The following is a 16,418-nucleotide window of genomic DNA, read 5'->3' as shown; positions in this document are numbered from 1 at the left end:
GTCACACCGGCGTACGGGCGTCCCCCGCCAGGTGGCCGGCGGCCGCCTCCGCCAGCGACCGGACGGCCGGGTGCCAGAGACGCCCCCGTGGCCCGCTCAGGACCAGGCGGCGCGAGACCCGCGGCGTCACCGGCAGCAGCACCAGATCCACCGGCAGCAGCGGCCGGGACACCTCCGACAGGACCGTCACCCCGACGCCCGCCTGCACCATGCTGATCAGGGTCGCCAGATCGCGGACCCGGTGCGCCGGGACGAACGGCAGGCCCGCCCGGTCGTGGAGCGCGCGGACCCGCTCCTCGCAGCCGCCCGGCGATATCAGGAAGTCGTCGTCCTCCAGATCGCGGATGTCGACGGCCCGCTCGCCCGCCAGCGGATGGTCCCGGCGGAGCAGGGCGCGGTAGCCGTCGGCCGTGAGCAGGGTGCCGGGGCCCGGCTCCGGGTCGACCAGTACGGCGGCGTCGGCGGTGCCGTTCTCCAGCCACGCGGCGATCTCGGCGCTCTCGCCCTCGAAGACCCGCACCGTCACCTGGGGCGTGCTCTCCCGCCAGTGCCGCAGCAGGGCGGGCAGCAGGCCCTGGCCGACCGTCGGGGTGGCGGCAAGGCGCACCGTGCCGGTCAGGGTGGCGGCGGCGTCCGCCGCGACGCGTTCGACGGAGCGGACCGCCGACAGCGCGCCGCGCGCGTGCGGCAGGATCCGCTCGCCGAGCGCCGTGGTCCGCACCGGGGCGGAGCGGACCAGGAGCGGTCCCGCCAGCTCGCGTTCGAGGGAGGCCACGGCGTGCGACACCGCCGACTGCGTCACGCCCAGTTCGGCGGCGGCCGCGCTGAAGCCACCCGCGTCGACCACCGCGAGAAACGCTCTGAGCTGCGGGAAGTTCACGGTCATGAGACGGCCTCATCCCTCCATGACGGACGTGTGTTGGATCAAGGGTGCCCGGCGGGGCGAGAGTTGCTCCGGGCCGCCGGACCGGGCGGCCCGAGAAAGACACCGCAAGGAGAAGCCATGCCCCACATCAGGGCCACCGTCACCGACCCCGACCTGCCCGCCGACGTCCGGCGCGACCTCGCCGAGGGGCTGACCCGCCTGGCCGTCACCGCGCTCGGCAAGTCGGCCGAGCGGACCATCGTCCACCTCGACCTCGTCCCCGCCGACCGCCATTACGTGGCCGGAAAACCCCTCACCGACGGCGTCCGCGATGTGCACCTGGAGGTCAGCATCACCGCCGGCACGAACAGCGCGGCCCAGAAGGCGGCCTTCATCGCCGGGGCCTCCGCCTTCCTGACGGAGCTCATCGGCCCGCTCGCCCGGGGCGGCGTCGCCCTGCACGAACTGCACCCCGAGAGCTACGGCTACCAGGGCGTCACCCAGTTCGACCACTACCGCGCGACATGACAGGGGCCCGCACGCCGCGGCGTGCGGGCCCACATCCGCGTACGGGCAAGAAAGGGGCGGGCGCTATCGCAGCCGCGCCATCAGCGCGTGCTCGACCAGCGTGATCAGCGCGCTCTTCGCGTCCGCGCGGTGGCGGGCGTCGGTCGTGATGATCGGGGTGTCCGGGCCGATCTGCAGCGCCTCGCGCACCTCGTCCGGCGTGTACGGCTGGTGGCCGTCGAAGCCGTTGAGGGCGATGACGAAGGGCAGCCCGGAGTTCTCGAAGTAGTCCACGGCGGGGAAGCAGTCGGCGAGCCGCCGCGTGTCGACCAGGACGACCGCGCCGATCGCGCCACGGACCAAGTCGTCCCACATGAACCAGAAACGGTCCTGACCCGGCGTACCGAAGAGGTACAGGATGAGGTCCTGGTCCAGGGTGATGCGGCCGAAGTCCATGGCCACCGTCGTGGTGGTCTTGTCCCCGGTGTGGGTCAGGTCGTCGATGCCCGCGGACGCGGACGTCATGACGGCCTCGGTGCGCAGCGGGTTGATCTCAGAGACCGCCCCGACGAACGTGGTCTTGCCCACGCCGAAGCCGCCCGCCACCACGATTTTCGCGCTGGTGGTGGAGCGGGCTGTTGCTCCGCCGCTAGAGCTTGCGAAGTCCACTGAGCACCCTTTCGAGCAGTGTCACGTCTGGCTGGCCGCCGGCGGACTCGTCGCCGCCGGGCTGATGGATGGCGACAAGTCCGGCCTCCGCCAGGTCGGCTACGAGGATCCGGGCGACGCCGAGGGGGATGGAGAGCAGCGCCGAGATCTCGGCGACTGACTTGATCTCGCGGCACAGGTTGCAGATGCGCTGATGCTCGGGCAACTGGCCCTGCAACTGGTGCGGTTGTGCGGTGGTGTGCACCAGCGCCTCGATGGCGAGCTGGTAGCGGGGCCTGGTGCGGCCGCCCGTCATGGCGTACGGGCGCACCAGGGGGTTGTTCGCCGACCCCGCGGGCGCCGGCTCGGGGGCGCGTCGCTGGGGTTGCACGGGCTGGATGCGGGGCGCGTGCGCCGGAGTGCCCTGGTCGTACGGGCGCGGTCCGGGCTGCTGGGGCTGCGCGTACGGCTGGCGGCGGTGGCTCGGCGTGGAGGGGAAGTTGTACCTGTTCGGACCGCCGCCGTGCTGGCCGCCCTGGCCGTGACCAGGGGACCAGTTCGCCGATGACGAACCGTCTGGGGGTGTTGCCACGTTGCTTCCTCCTCCAACTGTGCCGGGCACCATCACTGTGGAGCCGCGTCCCGAAACCTTACGGGGCCGGAACGCGAAAACGCACCGTCCGTCTGTTAGTTGAGAAGGCTCCCCTGGAGCTCGGCGCGCAGGTCCGGCGTGAGCACCGTGCCCGCGCGATCGACAAGAAGTGCCATTTCGTACCCAACGAGACCGATGTCCGCATCCGGGTGGGCGAGAACGGCGAGCGAGGAGCCGTCGGAAATGGACATGATGAAGAGAAATCCTCTCTCCATCTCCACAACGGTCTGGGTCACGGAGCCGCCCTCGAAGATCCGGGAGGCCCCGGCGGTCAGCGAGGTCAGACCCGAGGCGACGGCCGCGAGCTGGTCGGCGCGGTCGCGCGGGAAGCCTTCGGACATCGCCAGAAGGAGTCCGTCGGCGGAGACCACCACTGTGTGGGACACCCCGGGGGTGTTGTCCACGAAGTTGGTGATCAACCAGTTCAGGTTCTGTGCCGCCTGGCTCATCGGGCTCACACTAACGCTCCTGGTTGTAGGTGCTATCAGGGCTGAAGCCCTGGCCATTCGTGTCACTGCCTGCGGTGCGTCCCCGCTGGACGCCGCGGCGCAGGTTGCTCAGCCTGCCCCGTACGTCCTCGGGGTCGCGGGAGACCTGGGGGCCGCCCTGTGGGGTCTGTTCCGCGGTGCCCTCGACCAGGTTGGCCTTGGGCACCCGCCGCGGGAGCCCGGACGAGGTGACCCCGCCCGCCTTCGGCTCCTTGAGGCGCTCGGCGCGCTGCCAGCGCTCGTCGTTGGACGAGCGCCAGTCGCCCGGGCCCTCGCCCGCGGCGGGGGAGCTTCCGTTCCCGTTCGCGGCGGCGGAGCCCCGGCGGGGAAGACCCGCGTCGGTCGTCTCGTGGACCACGGAGGGAGTCGGTCCCGGCCGGTCGAAGCCTACGCGGTCGGCGTCGGCCGCGTGGCCCGGTGCAGCAGATTCCGCTTCCTGGCCGTACTCGGGCTGATAGCCGTCGGTGCTGGGCCAGTCGTCCTGGCGGGACCGCTCCGGATAGGCGATCTGGGGGTCCTGGTAGCCGCCGTCCCGGGACGGCTGGGCCGGGTGGTACTGCTCGTCGCGGTAACCGTTGTCGGCGTACTGCTGGTCGCCGTACTGCTGCTCGGCGTACTGCGGGTCCGTGTACTGGGTGTCGCCGTACTGGCCGGGGGCGTACTGCTGGTCGTCGTAACCCTGCCCCTGGCCGTAGCCGGCCTGCTGCCGTTCGTCGTACGCGGGGGCCTGCTGCTCGTAGCCGCCCTGCCGTGGCTCCACCTCGTCGCGGAAGAGCGGGCGGTGGCCGCCGGGCTGCTGGGCCTGCGCCTCCAGGGCCGCCCGGCGCTCCTCGCGCATCAGCGAGCGGCCGACCGGGTCGAGCTCCGCCTGCGCCTCGGAGCCGTCACCGTGGTAGCGGCTGTCGTCGAAGCCGAGCTCGGCGGCGGTGCGCAGCGGCTCGGCCTCCAGGGCCTGCTGCTCCGGGATGATCGAGGAGACGGTGAACTCGTTGTCGTGCGGCGCGTGGTCGCCACCGCCACCGTGGGTGATCGCGTCCGGCAGCATGACCAGCGAGGTCGTGCCCGCCTGCTCGCCCGAGGGGCGCAGCTGGACGCGGATGCCGTGCCGGTCGGAGAGCCGGCCGACCACGAACAGGCCCATGCGCTGGGAGATCGCGGCGTCCACGGTCGGCGGGTTGGCCAGCTTGTGGTTGATGTCCGCGAAGTCCTCGGCGGTGAGGCCGATGCCCTTGTCGTGGATCTCGACCATGACGCGGCCGTCGGGAAGCCGGGTCGCGGTGACGCGGACCTTGGTCTGCGGCGAGGAGAACGTGGTGGCGTTCTCCAGGAGCTCGGCGAGCAGGTGCACGAGGTCGGTCACGGCCAGGCCGTGGATCTCGGCCTCCGGGACGCCGGACAGCTCGATGCGCTCGTACTGCTCCACCTCGGAGGAGGCGGCGCGCAACACGTCGACCAGCGGGACCGGCTGGTCCCAGCGGCGGCCCGGCTCCTCACCGGAGAGGACCAGGAGGTTCTCGCCGTTGCGGCGCATACGGGTCGCCAGGTGGTCCAGGCGGAAGAGGCTCTCCAGCTGGTCCGGGTCGGCCTCGTTGTTCTCCAGGTCGGTGATGAGGGTCAGCTGGCCCTCGATCAGCGACTGGTTGCGGCGCGAGAGGTTGGTGAAGATCGCGTTGATGTTGCCCCGGAGCAGCGCCTGTTCGGCGGCGAGCCGGACGGCCTCGCGGTGCACCTGGTCGAAGGCGCGGGCGACCTCGCCGATCTCGTCCGTGGTGTTGATCGGGATGGGCTGCACCCGGGTGTCGACCCGGCCCGGGTCGGTCCGCGACAGCTGGTCGACCAGCATCGGCAGGCGCTGCTCGGCGATGCCGAACGCGGCCGTGCGCAGCTGGCGCATCGCCTTGGACATCTGGCGGGCCATGAGCCCGGCCAGGATGAACGCGGCGAGCAGCGCGAGGACCACGATGGCGCCGGTGATGTAGGCGTTGCGCTGCGCGTTGGCGGCGATGTCGGACGCCTCGTCCACGGCCTTGTCGGCGAGGTCCGACTCGATGGTGCGGTACGCGTCGAACTTGGCGGAGGTGGTGGCCCACCAGGCCTGCCGCGTGACGCCCTTGCCGGCGAGCACCACACGGGCGCTCGGCTGGGTGCTCTGCAGGGTGGCGAGGGCCGCGACCATCTTCTCCTGCGAGGGCGGCGGGACGAAGGTCTTGCCCTGCGCCTTGGCCTGGGCGGCGGCCTCCTTGGCCTGCTTCTCGCCGGCGGCCGTCAGCTCCTTCTTGGCGGCCTCCAGCTTGGCGACGTCCTGGGGGGTGCCGCCACCGGTGTACTCCTCGATGGCGATGCGCTCCAGGTAGGCGTACGAGGAGAGCGAGGTGCGCTGCAGTGTCAGCGAGCCGGTGCCGGGACCCGGCTTGACCAGCAGATGGGTGCCGATGGACCGCTCCAGCGAGAGCGCGGCCTTGGAGAGCGAGATCGCGTAGACGGTCCGGCCGTAGCTGGTGATGTTTCCGGTGCCCAGACCGAGTTCGTTGGCGAACTCCATCAGCGGGTGCTGGATGGCGACGTAGCCCTCTTCGGTCTGCACGCCGGGAAGCTTGGTGGTGTACGCGGCCTGGCGCAGCGGGCCGAGCTTCGGCTCGACCTTGCGGAAGCCCTCGAGGCGGCGGTTGAGGCCTTCCTTGTCGGGCATGTTCGAGGCGGCGGACTTGAACTCGGCGGCGGCCCGGTCGGTGGCCTTGCGCGCCTTGACGACGGTCGGGTCGTTCCGCTTGCCGCTCAACAGCGGGGCGGCGGAGAGGTCGCGCTCCTCGATGAGACGGTTGCCGTAGTTCAGCGACGCCCGCACCAGGCGGGCGGTGTTCTCGGCGTCCTGGGCCTCGCTCCAGGTGTCGATGGAGCCCTTCACCTGGAAGCCGCCCATGACCAGGCCGACGAGCACGGGTATGAGCAGGATCGCGTTCAGCCGGGTCGGCACACGCCAGTTGCGGGGGGACATCCGTCCACCGGAGGCGGCCGGGGGCTCGTTTCCTGGCGCGGCGGCCATGTCGGCGGGGGACGCCGCTGTGCGCGGCGGCGGGGTGAAGTTGCCCCGGGTGTCCCCCGTGGGGGATGCCGCGGGGCTCGGCTTGCTTCGCCTCACTCGACCAACAACCTCTCGGCGGCGGCACTCACATCGTGCCGCTGTCGTCTCCAAGGCCCGTGCTACTGGGCAGTTCAGCGCATTCCAGCACGTCAGAGCCTGCTGCACCAAACACTGGGAAGCGGAAGTCCCGAGTGGTGTAAGCCTCAGATAAATCGGTCATAAAGAGCGAGCCCCGCCAAAAGGCGGGGCTCCTGTGAGCACAGCGACACCAGATGACCGCGACGCGTGGCGGTCACCCGGCAATTCTCTGTCGAAACGTTATGAACACGGCGCGCGGCCGTGTCAAAGGACACAGATCACTCCGTACGGACTACGGCAACTGCCGTACTGACCTGCCTACTTGAGGCGTGCCATAAGTGCGTGTTCCACCAAAGTGATCAGGCCACTCTTTGCGTCCGCACGGTGTCGCGCGTCGGTCGTGATGATCGGAGTGCCGTCCCCGATCTGCAGCGCCTCGCGCACTTCTTCGGGCGTGTACGGCTGGTGGCCGTCGAAGCCGTTGAGGGCGATGACGAAGGGCAGCCCGGAGTTCTCGAAGTAGTCGACGGCCGGGAAGCAGTCGGCGAGACGACGGGTGTCCACGAGCACGACCGCGCCGATCGCGCCGCGCACGAGGTCGTCCCACATGAACCAGAAACGGTCCTGACCCGGCGTACCGAAGAGGTACAGGATCAGGTCCTGGTCCAGGGTGATGCGGCCGAAGTCCATGGCGACGGTGGTCGTCGTCTTGTCCCCGGTGTGGGTCAGGTCGTCGATGCCCGCGGACGCGGACGTCATGACGGCCTCGGTGCGCAGCGGGTTGATCTCGGAGACCGCCCCGACGAACGTGGTCTTGCCCACGCCGAAGCCACCCGCCACCACGATCTTCGCGGAGGTGGTGGAACGGACGGCGTCCGAGCTCGTGTCGCTAGAGCTTGCGAAGTCCACTGAGCACCCTTTCGAGCAGTGTCACGTCAGGCTGGCCGCCGGCGTTCTCGTCGCCGCCGGGCTGGTGGATGGCGACGAGCCCGGCCTCGGCCAGGTCCGCCACCAGGATCCGGGCCACCCCGAGCGGCATCGACAGCAGCGCCGAGACCTCGGCCACCGACTTGACCTCACGGCACAGGTGGCAGATCCGCTGGTGCTCGGGGAGCAGCCCCATCAGCTGGGCCGGGTCGGCCGTGGTGCTCACCAGCGCCTCGATGGCGAGCTGGTAGCGGGGCCGGGTCCGGCCGCCGGTCATCGCGTACGGACGCACCAGCGGCTGGTCGCCCTCCATTCCGTACGAGGCGTCGCCGTACGGGTTGTGAGAGGCGGTGGGCGGGGTCATGGATCCTCCGGGCGGGACAGCAGGTCATCTGCGTGTGCCGTCTGACAGAGCCGGTGGGGGCAGTGTGGCGGCCGGACGGTTGGTCAGTACGTTCGGTCGGTGGGGCGGCCGAAGGGGTAAGGCTTCGGAGCGTGCTCGGGGCTAGTGGAGCAGGCTGCCCTGCAGCTCGGCGCGGAGGTCCGGGGTGAGGACGGCGCCCGCGCGGTCGACGAGGAGGGCCATCTCGTACCCGACCAGGCCGATGTCGCACTCGGGGTGCGCGAGCACCGCGAGGGACGAGCCGTCGGAGACGGACATGATGAAGAGGAACCCCCGCTCCATCTCCACCACGGTCTGGGTGACGGTGCCGCCCTCGAAGATCCGGGAGGCGCCCGCGGTCAGCGAGGTCAGCCCGGAGGCGACCGCGGCGAGCTGGTCGGCCCGGTCGCGCGGGAACCCCTCGGACATGGCCAGAAGGAGGCCGTCGGCGGAGACCACGACCGTGTGGGACACCCCGGGGGTGTTGTCCACGAAGTTGGTGATCAACCAGTTCAGATTCTGTGCCGCCTGGCTCATCGGACTCAACTAACGCTCCTGCTGGTGAGTGGGGCGAGGGAAACTGCCGGTCTGGCCCGAGCCGGCCTGGCGCCCCTGTTGGATGCCCCGACGGAGATTCGTCAGCCGGCCGCGCACCTCTTCGGGGGCGCGCGAGACCTGCGGACCTGTGCTGTCCTGCTGCTGCTGTGCCGTGCCCGCGACCAGGTTGGCCCGCGGGACGCGGCGCGGCAGTCCGGATGTGGTGACGCCGCCCGCGGAGGGCTGGCGGACCCGCTCGGCCTGACGGCCCAGCTCGTCGTTGGGGGAGGAGCGCCAGTTGCCGGGCACGCCACCGCCGTTGGTGCCGCCGATGGTGCCGCCGTTGGCGCCGGCCGGCGCGGGGGCGCCGCCCTGGTCCTGGCGCTGGGGGCGCGAGGGGAGCGGGCGCTGCGGCGGCTCGGGGGCCTGGCGCGGCGCGGCCTCGGGGGCCGGCCTGCCGTGCTGCCCGTGCGGAGCGGCGCGGTGGTTCTGCTGCTCCTGCTGCGGGGCCTGCGGGGCCTGGTGCTGCGGGGTCTGCGGGGCGGCCTGCTGGTTCTGCTGCTGCTGGAACCAGTTGGTCTCCAGCGTGTCGAACAGCGGCGTACGGCCGTCGCCGGGGCCCGCGGGGGGCAGCGGCTCGGGCTCGGCGGGCTGCAGGGGCTGCGAGGACTGCACCGGCTGCGCGGGCTGCTGCGGCGCCTGCTGGTCGCGCTGCGGCTGCTGGTCGCGCTGAGGCTGCTGGGGGAGGCCCTGCTGGGGGTCGCCCTGACCGCGGCGCGGGGCCGGCGGACGCGGCACGGTGTAGTCGGGCATCTCCCGGTTGCCGTGCTGCGGCGCGGGGCCGCCCGCCTGGTTCGGCTGGGCCTGGTGCTGCTGCGGGTTCTGCGGCCTGCCCTGCTGGTTGTTCGGTCCGGGCCGGTGCTGCGACTGGTCCTGGTGCGGACCGGCCGGGGCGCTCTGGCCGCCGAAGACGTCCGAGCGCACGAACTGGCCGGTGGAGCCGTTGTCCTGGGGTGCCTGCGTGCCGGGTACCTGCGTACCGGGCGTCTGCGTGCCGGGCGGCGGCGCGTCGAAGTCCGGGCGCGGGAACTCGGCGGTGGAGCCGGGACCCTGCCGGTCGTCGCCGGTGGGCAGCTCGTACTGGCCGGTGGTCTCGGGCTCCTCGTGCCCGCGCGGGGTGTCGAAGGGCTCGCGCGAGACCTGCGGCTGCGCGTTCTCGTCGCTCCAGCTGGGCACGCGCGGCTGCGGGTTGCCGCCGGGCAGCTCGGCACGCGGGCCTTCCCCGAGCTCTCGGCTCCGCTCGAGCGGGGGAGGCCCCATTCGGGGCGGCAGCTGGGGCCTGCGGCCCTGGTCGCCGGAGTCACCGGGCGGGTTCATCGCGTTCGTACGCTGCTGGGGCACCGGAGGCTGCGGCGCGTTGCCGCCACGGCCGCGCTGCGGCGCCTGCGGCTGACCGCCCTGCGGGGCGAGCGGCGGACGCTGACCCTGACCGGGGCCCTGGCCCTGGCCGGGACCCTGACCCGGGCCCTGCGACCGGCCCGGACCCTGCGCCTGGCCCTGACCCTGACCCGCGTCCCGGGAGGGCAGCGCGGCCCGCGGCCCCGAGCCCGCGACCTGCTGGCGGGGCGCACCCGCACCGAGCAGCCCCGGGCCACCGGAGGAGCCGGCACCGGAGCCGCCGCCGAGCGCGGGACCCCCGCGGCCGGGACCGCCGGTCAGCCCGGCGTTGCCGTTGCCGTTGCCCGCGCCGACACCGCGGCGCGCGGCGGCGGCACCTGCGGCGGCCTGCGCCGCGGCGGGGCCACCGGTCGGGGTGGGCGCACCGGGCTTGCCCGGCACCTTCTTGCCGCCCTGGGCGACGTCGACGGGCAGCATGACGAGCGCGGTCGTGCCGCCGGAGTCGGACGGGCGGAGCTGGATGCGGATGCCGTGGCGCTGCGAGAGACGGCCGACCACGAACAGACCCATGCGGCGGGAGACGGAGACGTCCACGGTGGGCGGCGAGGCGAGCCGCTCGTTGATCGCCGCGAGGTCCTCGGGCGACAGACCGATGCCGGTGTCGTGGATCTCGATGAGCACGCGCCCGTCGGGCAGCGCGTGACCGGTGACCTTGACCTTGGTCTGCGGCGAGGAGAAGGACGTCGCGTTCTCGAGCAGCTCGGCGAGGAGGTGCACGAGGTCGTTGACGACGCGTCCGGCGACCTCGGTCGCGGGGACCGAGGAGAGCTCGATGCGCTCGTACTGCTCCACCTCGGACGCGGCGGCACGCAACACGTCGACCAGCGGGACGGGCCGGGTCCAACGGCGGCCCGGCTCCTCACCGGCGAGGACGAGGAGGTTCTCGCCGTTACGGCGCATGCGGGTCGCGAGGTGGTCGAGCTTGAAGAGCGAGGACAGCTGGTCCGGGTCGGCCTCGCGCGACTCCAGCTCGGAGATGAGCGAGAGCTGGCGCTGGATGAGGCCCTGCGAGCGGCGCGAGAGGTTGGTGAACATCGCGTTGACGTTGCCCCGCAGGAGGGCCTGCTCGGCGGCGAGGCGGACGGCCTCGCGGTGCACGTCGTCGAAGGCCGCGGCCACCTGGCCGATCTCGTCCCGGGAGTGCACACCGACGGACTCCACGGAGGTGTCGACGTCCTGCGGGTCCGACTCCGAGAGCTGCTTGACGAGCTCCGGCAGCCGGTCCTGGGCGACCTTGGTCGCGGTGTCCTGCAGCCGGCGCAGCGAGCGGATCATGGACCGGGCGACGACGAAGGCGCCGACGAGGGAGACGCCGAGCACGAGCAGGATCAGCGCACCGTTGAGGATGGCCGACTGCTCCGACTCGTTGCGCAGCTCGCGCGCCTTCTGCTCCATCTCGCCGAGCAGCGTCAGCTCGATCTTGGACATCGCGTCGATCTTGGTGGTGTCGGCGTCGATCCAGTCCTTGTAGGACCGCTTGTCCTGGAGCTTGATGCCGCCCTCCTGCTCGAGGACGCGCTTGGCGTACTCGTTGGCGGCCTTGATCGCCGGGTTGCCGCCGTCGATGGGCTTGGTCAGCTCACCGGCGTTGCCCGCGTAGATCTTGCTGAAGGTCTGCAGCTCCGAGCGCTCGCTCTCGTTGGCGCTGAGGCCGAAGGTGCGGTCGGTCTCGGAGATCTTGCCGTACTGGCTGTCGTTGGCCGGCAGCGCCGCGGCGATGATCGCGCGCTGTACGGACGCGTACTCCTTGGCGGAGGAGAAGGCGGCCAGCGAACGCGTGCGCTGGATCATGTCCGGGTTGCTCGTGGCCTGCGCCATGTCCTGCGACAGGTCGAGGAGCTGCTCGACGAGCTTGCTGTAGGCCTCGACGGTCTGCGAGGTGGTGCCCTTGCCGAAGGCCTTCTTGCGGACGTCGTTGATGCCCTGCAGCTGCTGGGTGATCTGGACCGCGCTGTGCCGGACGCCGAGGAGGCCCTTCTCGCCGTCGGTGTCGTTGAGGTCCTGGGTGCCCTGCAGGAAGTTGCGGTAGACGCGGTCGGTCTTCTCGCGCGCGCCCTTGACCGTGTAGTCCGAGGCGTCGGCGCCGTGGGCGAGGGGGCCCGCCGACTTGTCGCGCTCCTCCTGGAGCGCCGCGGCCAGCTCGGTGGCCTGCTTGGTCATCTCGGTCAGCAGCTTCATGTTGTCGAGCTGCTGGATCTCGTCCAGGGACGAGTTGATGCGGAGCGCGCCGAGGGAGGTCGCCGTGATCACGGGGAGCGCGAGCAGCGACACCAGGCGGGTGGAGATGCGCCAGTTGCGCAGGGCTATTCGCGAGCCGGGGCCGGTGGGCGTCTTGGCGCCTGCCGAACCCTTGCCCTTGCTCTTGCCCTTGGCGGGGGCGGCCGCCGCGCCGCCCGTGGTGCCCGGGCGCGTGGCGCCGGGACCGCTGTCGCCGGGCGTACCCGGTGCGGGGCTCTGGGCGTGCTGGGGCGCGGAGCCGCGCTCCGGCTCCGCCGGAGCACTGCCTCGGCCGTGGTCGGCCTGGGGAGACCCCTTGCCATCCCTCTTGAAACGTCCCTGCACTAGCGTCGCAACCTCTGGACCAGGCGTCCTGCCGGTGAACGGCGGGACGGTGTCGGCGTCGTGGGGCGGCGAGCGCCCCATGGGTGGTCGTGAGTGACCGGCGCTGCTCCCCCTCCCCGCCGCCACTCGGCGCTGCGTTGCGCCCCTGCGCGCCGGTTCGATCCCGCGGCGGTCCCGGGAATTCCAGCACAGTGCCGGATCTCCAACAAGGCCCGTGTGTCGCGCCTCGACCTATGTGACTGGTTGTGAGTGCGGAGTCACGAGACGTAGAAAGTGATCTAGTAGAAAACGGACCGATACCCACAAAGCTGCTACCGGTGGGGGGTGTCCCAGTCTTCATGATCAGGAGCGGAATGGTGCCTTCAGTGGCGCAATGTCCGTTTCCAACTGGCTGGCCCTGGGCCGGAATTGACCCATATGTCGGCTCGCTCGTGAGGAAACTCACACGAAGATCATGGCGTCTTCCGGACTTTCGCCGGGAATTGGATGTTTAGCCTGACGCTTTACAGGGATGGTGCATCCGACAATCGCGTCCGCCATGTGACGCCCCAACCGACGAGGTCCGAACAGCAGATGAAGACGGTCAAGTCCACGATGTTCCGCAACATAGCCAACCCGCGCCGCACCACCCTCGCGCACCTCACGGAAGCGGACGAGTTCCAGGCGGCCCCGGCCCAGCCGGACCACGCCACCGACCTCCCGACCCAGACGGCCAACCCGAAGCGCACGATCCTGATGACGGCCCCGGAAGAGACCACCGCATCCGCGGTCTGACGACAAGACCGCCCAGGGGATCTCCCAGCCCGTCCGGCGTTCGAATCATTCAGCCCGTCCGGCGTTTGAGGACGAGCCGCGAAGCGGCGACGAGCCGAGCCGAAGGCGCGGGCCCACCAGCGAAGACGCGGGCCACCGAAGCGACGTCGTCAGCAGGCCGCAGGCCCCCGCGTTAGCCTGGAGCGTCATACCGCAACCACCCCAAGAGGCTAGAGCGTGCGCATCGCCAGGTTCTCCATCGACGGCAATGTCGGCTACGGCGTAGTCGAGGGGGAGAGCACCCCCGGCAAAGAGGGCGAGCTCGTCCTCGACATCATCAAGGGCATCCCGTACGCCGACTTCGCGCTGTCCGGCACCAAGGTCCCGCTGAGCAAGGTGCGCCTGCTGCCGCCGGTGCTCCCGAACAAGATCGTGGGCATCGGCCGCAACTACGCGGACCACGCCGCGGAACTCGGCAACGAGGTCCCCGACATCCCGGTCGCCTTCTTCAAGCCGTCCACCTCGGTGATCGGCCCCGGCGACACCGTCACGTACCCCTCGTTCTCGCAGGAGCTGCACCACGAGGCCGAGCTGGCCGTGGTCATCGGCCGGATGTGCCGGGACGTCCCGCGCGAGCGCGCCCGCGACGTCATCCTCGGCTACACCTGCGCCAACGACGTCACCGCGCGTGACGTCCAGCGGCGCGAGAACCAGTGGGCCAGGGCCAAGGGCTTCGACAGCTCCTGCCCGCTCGGCCCCTGGGTGGAGACGGAGCTCGACCCCTCCGACGTCACCATCCAGTGCACGGTCAACGGCGAACAGCGCCAGCTGGGCCGCACGGCCGAGATGGTCCGCTCCGTCGAGGACCTGATCGCGCACATCTCCGAGGCCATGACGCTGCTCCCCGGCGACGTCATCCTCACGGGCACCCCGGCCGGCGTCGGGCCCCTGCACGACGGCGACGAGGTCGCCGTCACCATCGAAGGCATCGGCACTCTCACCAACAAGGTGATCAAGCGTGGCTAACGCGACCCCCGTACGCGTACGGTTCTGTCCCTCGCCGACCGGCAACCCCCATGTGGGCCTGGTCCGCACCGCCCTCTTCAACTGGGCCTACGCCCGGCACAACGAGGGCACCCTGGTCTTCCGCATCGAGGACACCGACGCGGCCCGCGACTCGGAGGAGTCGTACCAGCAGCTGCTCGACTCGATGCGCTGGCTGGGCTTCGACTGGGACGAGGGCCCCGAGGTCGGCGGCCCGCACGCGCCGTACCGCCAGTCGCAGCGCATGGAGACCTACAAGGACGTCGCGGCCAAGCTCCTGGACGCCGGCCACGCCTACCCCTGCTACTGCACGACCGAGGAGCTGGACGCCCGCCGCGAGGCCGCCCGCGCCGCCGGCAAGCCGTCCGGTTACGACGGCCACTGCCGCGACCTCACCGACGAGCAGGTACGGGCGTACGAGGCCGAGGGCCGCAGCCACATCGTCCGCTTCCGGATGCCCGACGAGGCCACCACCTTCACCGACCTGGTCCGCGGCGAGATCACCGTCCAGGCGGAGAACGTCACGGACTACGGCATCGTCCGCGCGAACGGCGCCCCGCTGTACACGCTGGTCAACCCGGTCGACGACGCGCTGATGGAGATCACCCACGTCCTGCGCGGGGAGGACCTGCTCTCCTCCACGCCCCGCCAGATCGCCCTCTACAAGGCGCTGATCGAGCTGGGCATCGCGACCACCATCCCCGAGTTCGGCCACCTGCCGTACGTGATGGGCGAGGGCAACAAGAAGCTCTCCAAGCGCGACCCGCAGGCGTCCCTGAACATCTACCGCGAGCGCGGCTTCCTGCCCGAGGGCCTGCTGAACTACCTGTCCCTGCTCGGCTGGTCGTTCTCCGCGGACCAGGACGTCTTCTCCGTCTCCGACATGGTGGCGAAGTTCGACGTGGCGGACGTGAACCCCAACCCCGCCCGCTTCGACCTGAAGAAGGCCGAGGCGATCAACGCCGACCACATCCGCATGCTGGACGTGAAGGCGTTCGCCGAGGCCTGCGAGCCCTGGCTGCGGGCCCCGCACGCCAACTGGGCGCCCGAGGACTTCGACGAGGCCGCCTGGCAGGCCATCGCGCCGCACGCGCAGACCCGCCTCAAGGTCCTCTCCGAGATCACGGACAACGTGGACTTCCTGTTCCGCGCGGAGCCGGTCTTCGACGAGCCGTCCTGGACGAAGGCCATGAAGGAGGGCTCCGACGCCCTCCTGCGCACGGCCCGCGCCAAGCTGGAGGCGGCCGACTGGAGCTCCCCGGAGTCCCTCAAGGAGGCCGTCCTGGCCGCCGGCGAGGAGCACGGCCTGAAGCTCGGCAAGGCCCAGGCCCCGGTCCGCGTCGCCGTCACTGGCCGCACGATCGGCCTGCCCCTCTTCGAGTCCCTGGAGATCCTGGGCAAGGAGAATACGCTGACCCGCATCGACGCGGCCCTGGCAAAGCTGACCGCCTAGCCCCCGCGCCCACGAAGGACCCGGAGGCCCCCTGGGGCTTCCGGGTCCTTTCGCATACCGTCGAAGGCATGCCGATCAAAGCCGTGGTCTGGGACATAGACACTGCATTCTTCGGGGGATAACCCCCGAACCCCCAGCCGGGAGCCGCGTCTGCGATTACCGTCGAAGACATGCCGATCAAAGCCGTGGTCTGGGACATAGATGACACGATCTTCGACTACGCGCGCGCCGACAGCGCCGGCATGCGGGCGCACCTCACGGCCGAGGGGCTGCTGGAGCGGTACGAGTCCGCGGAGCGCGCGCTGGAGCTCTGGCGGCGGCTCACCGAGCGCCACTGGGCCCGCTTCGGCGCGGGCGAGGTCGCCTTCGAGCAGCAGCGCCGCGACCGCGTACGGGACTTCCTCGACGCCCCGGCGCTCTCCGACCCCGACGCCGACGCCTGGTTCACCCGCTACGTCGGGCACTACGAGGCGGCCTGGTCGCTCTTCCCCGACACCGTGGCGACCCTGGAGGCGCTCGCCGGCGACTACCGCCAGGCGGTGCTCTCCAACTCCGCACTGGTCGTCCAGGACCGCAAGCTGACGATCCTCGGCGTCCGCGCCCACTTCGAGGCGGTGCTGTGCGCCGCCGACCTGGGCTTCTCCAAGCCCGCCGCGGAGGCCTTCCACGCGGTCTGTACGACGCTGGGCCTGGAGCCCGCCGAGATCGCCTACGTCGGGGACCAGCCGGAGATCGACGCGCGGGGCGCCCGGGACGCCGGCCTGGTCGGAATCTGGCTCGACCGCAACGGCACGGCAGGGCACGGCCCGTCGGGCGTGCACCGCATCACGCGCCTCTCCGAGCTGCCCGCGCTGCTGCGTGCGGATACCCGTTTTGGAGCGCCGTCCACCTTCGGGTAATGTTCTTCCTGCGCCGCCCGAGAGGGCCGAAAGGTCCGGCCGGGAGGCGCAAGTCAAACAAAACCCCCACTGGGGGTTGCGCT

At 71.2% G+C, this 16,418-nt stretch carries 14 protein-coding genes; 5 read left to right on the top strand and 9 right to left on the bottom strand.

All coding sequences use genetic code 11. The features are described 5' to 3' along the window. Position 1 precedes the first annotated feature (1 nt). Positions 2 to 886: a LysR family transcriptional regulator gene (locus ACFYO9_RS00885; RefSeq protein WP_358773987.1), complete on the bottom strand. Its 885-nt coding sequence runs from the start codon at positions 884 to 886 to the stop codon at positions 2 to 4. A 117-nt stretch (positions 887 to 1,003) separates the two neighbouring features. On the opposite strand from ACFYO9_RS00885, the gene ACFYO9_RS00880 reads away from it, so the two are divergent. Beyond that, on the top strand, positions 1,004 to 1,393 hold the full coding sequence (locus ACFYO9_RS00880; RefSeq protein WP_358773985.1) for a tautomerase family protein: 390 nt from the start codon (positions 1,004 to 1,006) through the stop codon (positions 1,391 to 1,393). Positions 1,394 to 1,456: 63 nt separating this feature from the next. Here ACFYO9_RS00880 and ACFYO9_RS00875 read toward each other — a convergent pair whose 3' ends face one another. The 8 genes from ACFYO9_RS00875 to ACFYO9_RS00840 form a co-directional block, all read right to left on the bottom strand. Further along, entirely contained in the window at positions 1,457 to 2,041 is a 585-nt protein-coding gene (locus ACFYO9_RS00875) for an ATP/GTP-binding protein (RefSeq protein WP_030361923.1), read from the bottom strand. After that, positions 2,022 to 2,612 carry a DUF742 domain-containing protein gene (locus ACFYO9_RS00870; protein ID WP_358773983.1) on the bottom strand — a complete coding sequence of 197 codons (591 nt, stop codon included), beginning with the start codon at positions 2,610 to 2,612 and terminating at the stop codon, positions 2,022 to 2,024. Before ACFYO9_RS00870 ends, ACFYO9_RS00875 begins: the two co-directional genes overlap by 20 nt. A 95-nt stretch (positions 2,613 to 2,707) precedes the next feature. Continuing rightward, positions 2,708 to 3,121 (bottom strand): roadblock/LC7 domain-containing protein, encoded by a 414-nt coding sequence (locus ACFYO9_RS00865; RefSeq protein WP_055564496.1) that lies wholly within the window; start codon positions 3,119 to 3,121, stop codon positions 2,708 to 2,710. Positions 3,122 to 3,131: 10 nt separating this feature from the next. Continuing rightward, entirely contained in the window at positions 3,132 to 6,299 is a 3,168-nt protein-coding gene (locus tag ACFYO9_RS00860; RefSeq protein ID WP_358773982.1) for a nitrate- and nitrite sensing domain-containing protein, read from the bottom strand. 339 nt (positions 6,300 to 6,638) lie between these two features. After that, entirely contained in the window at positions 6,639 to 7,229 is a 591-nt protein-coding gene (locus ACFYO9_RS00855; RefSeq protein ID WP_355811597.1) for an ATP/GTP-binding protein, read from the bottom strand. Then, entirely contained in the window at positions 7,210 to 7,611 is a 402-nt protein-coding gene (locus tag ACFYO9_RS00850) for a DUF742 domain-containing protein (RefSeq protein WP_055564453.1), read from the bottom strand. Before ACFYO9_RS00850 ends, ACFYO9_RS00855 begins: the two co-directional genes overlap by 20 nt. Before the next feature lie 141 nt (positions 7,612 to 7,752). Then, a complete protein-coding gene (locus ACFYO9_RS00845; RefSeq protein ID WP_030787430.1) occupies positions 7,753 to 8,166 on the bottom strand; it encodes a roadblock/LC7 domain-containing protein in 414 nt (137 codons plus the stop codon). Positions 8,167 to 8,175: 9 nt separating this feature from the next. Further along, positions 8,176 to 12,186: a nitrate- and nitrite sensing domain-containing protein gene (locus ACFYO9_RS00840; protein ID WP_358773980.1), complete on the bottom strand. Its 4,011-nt coding sequence runs from the start codon at positions 12,184 to 12,186 to the stop codon at positions 8,176 to 8,178. A gap of 573 nt (positions 12,187 to 12,759) precedes the next feature. On the opposite strand from ACFYO9_RS00840, the gene ACFYO9_RS00835 reads away from it, so the two are divergent. From ACFYO9_RS00835 to ACFYO9_RS00820, 4 genes are all read left to right on the top strand, one after another. Continuing rightward, positions 12,760 to 12,960 carry a hypothetical protein gene (locus tag ACFYO9_RS00835; RefSeq protein WP_355811603.1) on the top strand — a complete coding sequence of 67 codons (201 nt, stop codon included), beginning with the start codon at positions 12,760 to 12,762 and terminating at the stop codon, positions 12,958 to 12,960. A gap of 216 nt (positions 12,961 to 13,176) precedes the next feature. After that, positions 13,177 to 13,965, top strand: a complete 789-nt coding sequence (locus ACFYO9_RS00830; RefSeq protein ID WP_358773979.1) for a fumarylacetoacetate hydrolase family protein — start codon at positions 13,177 to 13,179, stop codon at positions 13,963 to 13,965. Beyond that, positions 13,958 to 15,436, top strand: coding sequence for a glutamate--tRNA ligase (gene gltX, locus ACFYO9_RS00825; protein WP_358773977.1), 1,479 nt, complete (start codon positions 13,958 to 13,960; stop codon positions 15,434 to 15,436). The genes ACFYO9_RS00830 and gltX overlap by 8 nt, the downstream gene beginning before the upstream one ends. 170 nt (positions 15,437 to 15,606) lie before the next feature. Beyond that, entirely contained in the window at positions 15,607 to 16,335 is a 729-nt protein-coding gene (locus ACFYO9_RS00820) for an HAD family hydrolase (RefSeq protein WP_358773975.1), read from the top strand. The last annotated feature ends 83 nt before the right edge of the window (positions 16,336 to 16,418 follow it).

The organism is Streptomyces sp. NPDC005863 (assembly GCF_042871345.1).
In the GTDB taxonomy this organism is placed as follows: domain Bacteria; phylum Actinomycetota; class Actinomycetes; order Streptomycetales; family Streptomycetaceae; genus Streptomyces.
This window is presented reverse-complemented; position numbering and strand designations above follow the sequence as displayed.

Excerpts from the sequence above, each read along its gene's own strand:
- ACFYO9_RS00885 (WP_358773987.1), bottom strand. The coding sequence starts at position 886 with ATGACCGTGAACTTCCCGCAGCTCAGAGCGTTTCTCGCGGTGGTCGAC.
- ACFYO9_RS00880 (WP_358773985.1), top strand. The coding sequence starts at position 1,004 with ATGCCCCACATCAGGGCCACCGTCACCGACCCCGACCTGCCCGCCGAC.
- ACFYO9_RS00865 (WP_055564496.1), bottom strand. The coding sequence starts at position 3,121 with ATGAGCCAGGCGGCACAGAACCTGAACTGGTTGATCACCAACTTCGTG.
- ACFYO9_RS00850 (WP_055564453.1), bottom strand. The coding sequence starts at position 7,611 with ATGACCCCGCCCACCGCCTCTCACAACCCGTACGGCGACGCCTCGTAC.
- ACFYO9_RS00845 (WP_030787430.1), bottom strand. The coding sequence starts at position 8,166 with ATGAGCCAGGCGGCACAGAATCTGAACTGGTTGATCACCAACTTCGTG.
- ACFYO9_RS00835 (WP_355811603.1), top strand. The coding sequence starts at position 12,760 with ATGAAGACGGTCAAGTCCACGATGTTCCGCAACATAGCCAACCCGCGC.
- ACFYO9_RS00820 (WP_358773975.1), top strand. The coding sequence starts at position 15,607 with ATGCCGATCAAAGCCGTGGTCTGGGACATAGATGACACGATCTTCGAC.